Annotated in this window: 7 protein-coding genes; 4 read left to right on the plus strand and 3 right to left on the minus strand. The window is 69.5% G+C overall.

Annotated elements, in window-relative coordinates; translation table 11 throughout:
• The first annotated feature begins 168 nt into the window (after positions 1 to 168).
• Positions 169 to 369 (plus strand): hypothetical protein, encoded by a 201-nt coding sequence (locus ETD96_RS39300; RefSeq protein WP_138641566.1) that lies wholly within the window; start codon positions 169 to 171, stop codon positions 367 to 369.
• A 19-nt stretch (positions 370 to 388) separates the two neighbouring features.
• On the opposite strand, the gene ETD96_RS39305 is transcribed toward ETD96_RS39300, so the two are convergent.
• Complete coding sequence (locus ETD96_RS39305; protein ID WP_138641567.1) at positions 389 to 703, minus strand: hypothetical protein; 315 nt, start codon at positions 701 to 703, stop codon at positions 389 to 391.
• A 44-nt stretch (positions 704 to 747) separates the two neighbouring features.
• Between ETD96_RS39305 and ETD96_RS39310 the strand changes: the two genes are divergently transcribed.
• The 3 genes from ETD96_RS39310 (at position 748) to ETD96_RS39320 (ending at position 3,127) form a co-directional block, all read left to right on the plus strand.
• Entirely contained in the window at positions 748 to 1,035 is a 288-nt protein-coding gene (locus ETD96_RS39310; RefSeq protein WP_138641568.1) for a peptidase inhibitor family I36 protein, read from the plus strand.
• A gap of 418 nt (positions 1,036 to 1,453) precedes the next feature.
• Positions 1,454 to 2,635, plus strand: a complete 1,182-nt coding sequence (locus ETD96_RS39315; protein ID WP_138641569.1) for a hypothetical protein — start codon at positions 1,454 to 1,456, stop codon at positions 2,633 to 2,635.
• 60 nt (positions 2,636 to 2,695) lie between these two features.
• Positions 2,696 to 3,127 carry a hypothetical protein gene (locus ETD96_RS39320; RefSeq protein ID WP_138641570.1) on the plus strand — a complete coding sequence of 144 codons (432 nt, stop codon included), beginning with the start codon at positions 2,696 to 2,698 and terminating at the stop codon, positions 3,125 to 3,127.
• An 896-nt stretch (positions 3,128 to 4,023) separates the two neighbouring features.
• Here the strand turns inward: ETD96_RS39320 and ETD96_RS39325 are convergent.
• Both ETD96_RS39325 and ETD96_RS39330 read right to left on the minus strand, forming a co-directional pair.
• Complete coding sequence (locus ETD96_RS39325; RefSeq protein ID WP_138641571.1) at positions 4,024 to 4,728, minus strand: DUF1775 domain-containing protein; 705 nt, start codon at positions 4,726 to 4,728, stop codon at positions 4,024 to 4,026.
• 17 nt (positions 4,729 to 4,745) lie between these two features.
• On the minus strand, positions 4,746 to 6,320 hold the full coding sequence (locus ETD96_RS39330; protein WP_171069455.1) for a beta-propeller fold lactonase family protein: 1,575 nt from the start codon (positions 6,318 to 6,320) through the stop codon (positions 4,746 to 4,748).
• Between the last annotated feature and the right edge of the window lie 56 nt (positions 6,321 to 6,376).

Consider the following 6,376-nt stretch of genomic DNA (forward strand, 5'->3'; position numbering starts at 1 on the left):
TACATTCTTACTGCGGGAACATTCCCCCGCGCGAGTACGAGGAAGCGTTCAACCGGTCACGTGGCACAGCGACCTAGACCGGCTGAGAACCAACAATCTGAGCCTCCAACATCGCCGGGGCGGTCCAGGTTGTGGACGCGGGCGGACCGGGACGCTGCCAAGAAGCTGGTGGAGGCCGCCGGGGGCCGGTGGCGGCTGATCTACCTCAGGGTGGGGCGGGAGGAGTTGCTGCGCCGCCTTCAGGTCCGCAACCAGCGGGCGGACGCCAACGCGTTGCTGGTGACCGAGTCGGCGCTGGAGGACTTCATTGCCCGTTTCGATGCTCCGGACGGCGAGGGCGAAGAGGTGGTCGACGCCCGCTCGGAATGACAACCCCTGGGCCTCTACCTCACCGAAGGCGGTCGGCGTCGGTGCGGGAGAAGACCAGGTCGCTAGGGTCGCGCAGGCCGGTGAAGGGGGCGTGCAGCCGTACCGGCGCCGCGGGTCGCCGCATTGCGGCGGGGTAGGAGCGGGCCCGGTAGTCGTTGGCCAGCAGGTACGCGTGGAACCCGGCGGCGATCAGCGGGCCGGTGACCTCCTCGACCCTGCGGCCCTGGCGGCGCAGCAGCCGCCAGCTGACCTCGACGACCAGTTCGGCGTCGGGGCGCAGGAGGTCCAGGTGCCCGGCCAGACCGGCGACGGCGGCGGCTTCGACCCCTTCCACGTCGATCTTGATGATGCGGGCGGTGGCCAGCCACGGCTCGCGCGGTGGCCGACCCCTGCACGGCCGGCTGGTACTGCTTCTACGACGGCCCCGACTTCACCGGCCGGAAACTGTCGTTCCGCGACTGCGGCGGAAACCAGTCGCTGACCGACTACGGCTTCGGCAACAAGACCTCGTCCTGGGTCAACACCACCGCACACACCGTCGAGGTCTACGACCGGGACGTAAGTCCCTTCGTGACGCTCTGGCGGGAAGCCCCGGGCGCGGCGTCATCGAACGTGGGCACCGCGGCCTACAACAAGGCCGACTTCTTCCACACCTACTGCGGGTGATGCCGGCCATGCGCAAATCATTTCTCGTCCTGTTCGGCGGCATGACCCTGCTGGCCGGACTCGTCACGGTCCCTGCGGCAGCGGGCACGCCGACTGCGGAGCCGTTCGAGCCCCAACCCGGCGAATACAAGATCATTCAGGGGTATACCCAGGCCCCCCGCTATGTCGGCAAACCCGGCGCGGTCGTGGACGCGCTGTCGCGCGGTGTCCCGGTCGAGCAACTCGGCGGGGGCAAACGATACAACAAGCACCACCGATTGCCTCGCACCGAAGCCGAGGCCAAGAGGATGCGCGAGCAATCCGGACAGTCCTACACCGTCGACGCCGAGGGACTTCGGCAGGGCGCGCGCGCCGCCGACTCCTGGAACTTCGAGACCTGCAAGGAGAACTATCTCAAGGCGGGCGAGCCCGGAGGTGGGTGCGCGACCACTTCTCCTGGTGCGAAGCCGGTACCGCTTGGGCAACGGTGTTCCCGCCCGGAGGCGGCCAGGAACAGGTTGAAACAACCGTCTACCTGGTTGGTTTCGGCAAGAAGGGCGCACGGCCAGGCACCACCACCGACCGGTACGTGGAGTTCCAGATCCGCGCCGACGCGTGGAAGTTCAAAGGCGACGGGCCCGGGCCGCACCTGTGGGAGCGGGCCAAGGCAGAGGCCACCTTCGAGGCCAAGATGATCTGCACGCCGAACCCCAACGCCGCCGCGTGCGAGACCGGAGACCGCAACGGGCGCAAGGACACCATCGCCGGATGGCTCAACTCGGGCTGGGCGGAGTCCCAGTTGAAGTCAGCCGGCAAACCCGCCACGAAGGCCAACGGCGACCAAGTCCAGCGGGCGAGCGTGTTCGGCTGGTACCAGTTCACCTTCCCGACCCTCACTACCAACCCGGACCATTCCACCAGCGCCGGCACCGGCGTCCGCTTCGACACCGCCTATTACATGTACAAGGTCGCCAAGCGAGCATCGATCTTCGACCGGGTGGACCAGTTCCTGGCCTTCAGCGACCAGGCCAACTCCGGCTACAAGAAGGCCGCCGACCACTACCAGCAGGCGCTCACACGGCCAGGCGAAACGAAGCCGCCCTTCTCCGACAAGCAAATCCCCGGCGGCACGCCCGGCAACCCCCTGCACCGCCTGTACAAGGGCACCAGCGAGAAGAACCGGCTACGCTACGACCGCAACTACCGCGAAGCCGTCAAAGCATGCGACAAGTGGTTCCCCGGCTGGAGCGGGCAGGTCGACAGCGACGGGCAGAAGAAGCAGTGCGATGAGTTCCCGTTCCGCTCCACCTACGAAGGCGTCGCCCGGTCGATGGACGAATACAACGACGACCTTGGAGGGCCCAAGTACCAGGACATGTACTCGGTGCTGCCACTAAGCGGTCCGCAGAACGAAGCGGCGGGGCGTGTGCTGTGCTCGTTTACAACAACGACCGGATCCTCAACATGGACCCCTTCCACATCAAGGTCCGCGCTCCCCAAGCGCTGGTCACCCAAGGGACGGCGCCAGCGCCATGGGCCGCGGCCGGCGACCCCGGCGATGAGCCTGATGTCCCCAACCAGGACGACGATGCCTGCGGGAATCCGTAACCGTACTGGATGATTGGCGGGGGCAGGGCCCAGGCCCTGCCCCCCCGCCAACCCGAGGAGGACAGGCCACGCCATGCCCGCAACCAACTCTGCCGAATACCGCACCAGTGCCGACCCCGAGATCTTCGGGATCGGCGTCGACGCCGAGTACGACTACGGACCGGTCCCGCAGCCGTCACCACACGGCTGGTTCGGCGCTTGCGAGCACGAGATCACCATCCGCGTTGCCCACCCCGACCAGGTTGCCTACCCCCTGCTCCTCGAAGCCTGGGACAGCGAACCCCCCACCCCCAAGCCGCTGCCCGACGTCGAAGGCACATTCCTGCTGAACATCTCCAGCGGCTCGCTCGGCGTCAACGAAGGCGGCGGAGGGTTCGAACCCGAGGTGATCAGCGTCGAGCCGGGCAAGTACTACGTGCGGATCAGCGGATACGGCCGTGACAGCGGCACCAGCGCCGAGGACGGCGGTGAACGGTACCTCGCACAGATGTGGCCAACCGGGTGAGACTTACCGGCACGTCTGTGTTTCGAGTCGCGCAGATGAGACCTCCGATGGTGCTAAGTCGTCAAGCCCCTGCGGTGACGGGCGGGGTGAAAGCCTTGGTCGGGTCGTATAGCTGCCTGGTCTGCAGGCAGTGGTGGAGCTGGCCGAGCATCCGGTCGAACAGTTTGCGCAGTGCGGCGGCGTGCCGGTCTCCGTGGTCGCGTCCCTGCTGGTAGTGGCTGCCTGGGCGCCCGACTTTGGCGGACGCGCAAAACGCCCATCTGAACCCGGTTGTCGCCAGGCGGTTGTTCTTGATCGAGCGGCGGGTGATGGACGCGATGCGCCCCGAGGCGCGGGTGACCGGCGCCGACCCGGCATAGGCCTTCAGCGCCTGGGCGTTGGCGCGAACCAGGCCCGGTCATCGCCGATCTCAGGCCCCTTCCTCCGCGTGACTCCGGCGGGAAAGGGCGAATGGTGTGGATCAATCATGCATCGTCCACAGCACGCGGCCCAGGGCGAAGCGTCTCGGCGAGCTCGCGGCGGCCGCCGCGGCGATCTACCGCAGATCCTTCGGTGGCTTGTTACGGGGGTCAGCGCTGGGACAGCCACACGATCAGCCACGCGGTGAGCGCGCAGCCGAGAGGGTGTAGGCGATGCCGCGCACGGCCGCGAAAGGAGAAGACCCTGGCCTCGCCGTCGCCCCACGATCCCCGCTGGCTGCAGATCACCCCTCGTCGGAGTGCGCGGACTGGAAGCGCCAGTGGCCGCTCGTGCCGACTCACAGCCACGGCGGCCTCGACTACGGCACCAGCACCCGACCCGACGCGCCCGGCCCGCACCCCGCCGCGTGACACGGCGGCGGGCCGTGCCGTCCGGGACGAGCCCGGCCGCCTGGCGGGCGGCCGGGCTCGCGTCCGTCAGCCGTGCCGTCCGGCGGACGCCTGGAGCAGCCGCCTGAGGAGGACGGCGAGCCCACCGCCGGCGAGCACGCCTCCGACCGCCCAGAACGCGGCGGGGACGCCGTTCCCCTCAGCCGAGCGCGTTTTCGGCTCCGAGGTCGCCCCGCCGGTCGCCGACGGCTTCGGCGCTTCGCCGCTCGGCGGCGGTGCCTGGCGCACGGCCACCGGATCCAGGACCAGTTCCGGGGACGGGAACTCCGGTTCCCGTCCTCCGGTCGAAGGCTGGTTCCAGTTCACGACCGATCCGTCGGAGTACGTCTGCGCCGTGTCGAAGCGGAGGACGCCCTCCTTCGGCAGCGGTTTTGCGCGCACGGTGAAGGTCTGGGTCTCGGCGGGCCGGATCTCGTGCCCGGCCCGGGCCGTCCACACGATGTGGCGCTGGGGCGTCCGGCTGATCGTCCAGCCCTCGATCTCAGGGACGGAGTCGGCGGTCACGCCCTCGGGCAGGGCGATGTCGATGCGGACGGTCGTGCTGAACTCCTTCTCGCTGGGGACGCGGAACTGCAGCGTCGCGGGCCGTCCCGCCTCGGCCCCCTCGGACAGCACTCGGACGTGCGCGGACGCCGGGGAGGCCAGCAGCGTCACCATGGCGGCGCTCATGGCCGTGGCGGCGCCGAAGGCCATGGCGGTGCGCGCCAGCGGGTTCAGGCGTGCGCTCTTCACAGGCACTCACCTCCGTTTCAGCAGCAGCAGAACAGGAGCGATGCCGGGTCGACGTCGCGTCCGGCCAGCGCCTCGTGTGAGTGGTCGCCGCTCGCCTCCCTCAGGGACGCGAGCCGCTGCGCCGACGCCCTGCCCTTCGACTTCAGCACGATCCGCTTCCCGGTGAACTGGGAGAACGACAGCACCTGCGGCGCCTTGCCGCCGTCGTCGGTGGTGAAGGAGACCAGCGGCGTCGCCCGCCCGGACGCCGCGACGGCGTACGCCTGGTACGTCGTGCCGGGCCTGAGGTCGCGGGCCTGCAACTGGACCATGTCGAGCCCGCCGACCTGCCGGACGGTCGCCTCCAGCACGCGGCCCTTGCCGCCGGGCCGCAGCACGTCGCCGTCCGAACCGTCCGGCAGGACGGTCGGCACGTTCCGGGCCGGTGCCCCGAGGCCTTGGCGCCCGAGCCCGGGAGCGGAACCGGGGCTGGTCACGGCCCGGGGCGCGTAGATGACGGCCTGGGGCTCCTGCCCGGTTCGGATCGTGTCGATTACCCGGTTGGTCTTGGTGTCGATGACGTCGACCGCGTCGGACTTCTCCAGTCCCACGTACATGCGCGTCCCGTCCCCGCTGGGCCAGGCGCCGTGCGGTGCGTGACCGCGGTTGTGGATGCGCGTGACCAGCTTGGGCGTCCCGGAGGCCGTGCGCTCGTAGACGAGCGTCTGGTCGAGGCCGCCTACGGTGAGGTAGACGAACGAGCCCAGGGCGTTGGTCGCGAAGTTGGGGTGGTTGGTGTCGGGGCCGGTGTCCAGCACGGCCTTGACCTTCCGCGAGGCCAGGTCAATCACGCTGACCTTGCCGGCGCGCTTGTGGGCCGCCCAGATCTGCTTTCCGTCGGGGGAGATGGCGGCGTCGGAGGAGAAGGCGTCGGCGAGCCCCCTGATGTGGCGGGTGACCTTGCGCGACTTCACGTCCACGACGGTGATCTCGGGTGTGCTGATGTGGTTGACGTAGGCGAGCGTGCCGTCCGGGCTCATCAGCACCTTGGAGGGCCCTTCGCCGACCCTGACGCGCCCGTCGACGCCGCCCCGGTCGGCGTCGATGACGGTCACGGTGTCCCGGCCGCGGTCGGCGACCCAGAACTCGCGGCCGTCTGCGGTGAAGTCGCCCTCGTGCGCGGCGCGGCCGGCGTCGGTGTGGCTGATGACCTTGTTGGTGCGGGTGTCGATGATGTCGACGGTGTTACTGGCCACGCTGACCACGCCGAGGCGTCGGCGGTCCCGGGAGTAGCCGAGCCCGTGGACGCCCGCGTTGCCGAGGTACTGCGGGCTGAGCGTCGAGCCGAGCCGCTGGTCGCCGAGGCGGATGGTGCCGAGCGTCCGGTTGGACGCCGGGTCGATGACCGTGACCGTGTTGGAGCTCTGGTCGGCCGTGTAGACCCGGTCCAGGCCCGAGACCGGCGCCAGCCCGTGCGCCTTGACCGCCGCGATGAGACGGGCGCCGTCGGACGAGAAGCCCGGTGATCCGTCGGCGGCGGTGACGCCGAAGACCGCGGCGCCGGCAGTGGCGAGCGCCGTGGCGGCACCGGCGATATGTCTGGCAGAGAACACGGTCGAACCTCCAGTGGGAGAGAACGGTGATGGGTGGGAGGGCACGGCGGGACGCC

It is taken from the genome of Actinomadura geliboluensis (assembly GCF_005889745.1).
Lineage (GTDB): Bacteria > Actinomycetota > Actinomycetes > Streptosporangiales > Streptosporangiaceae > Spirillospora > Spirillospora geliboluensis.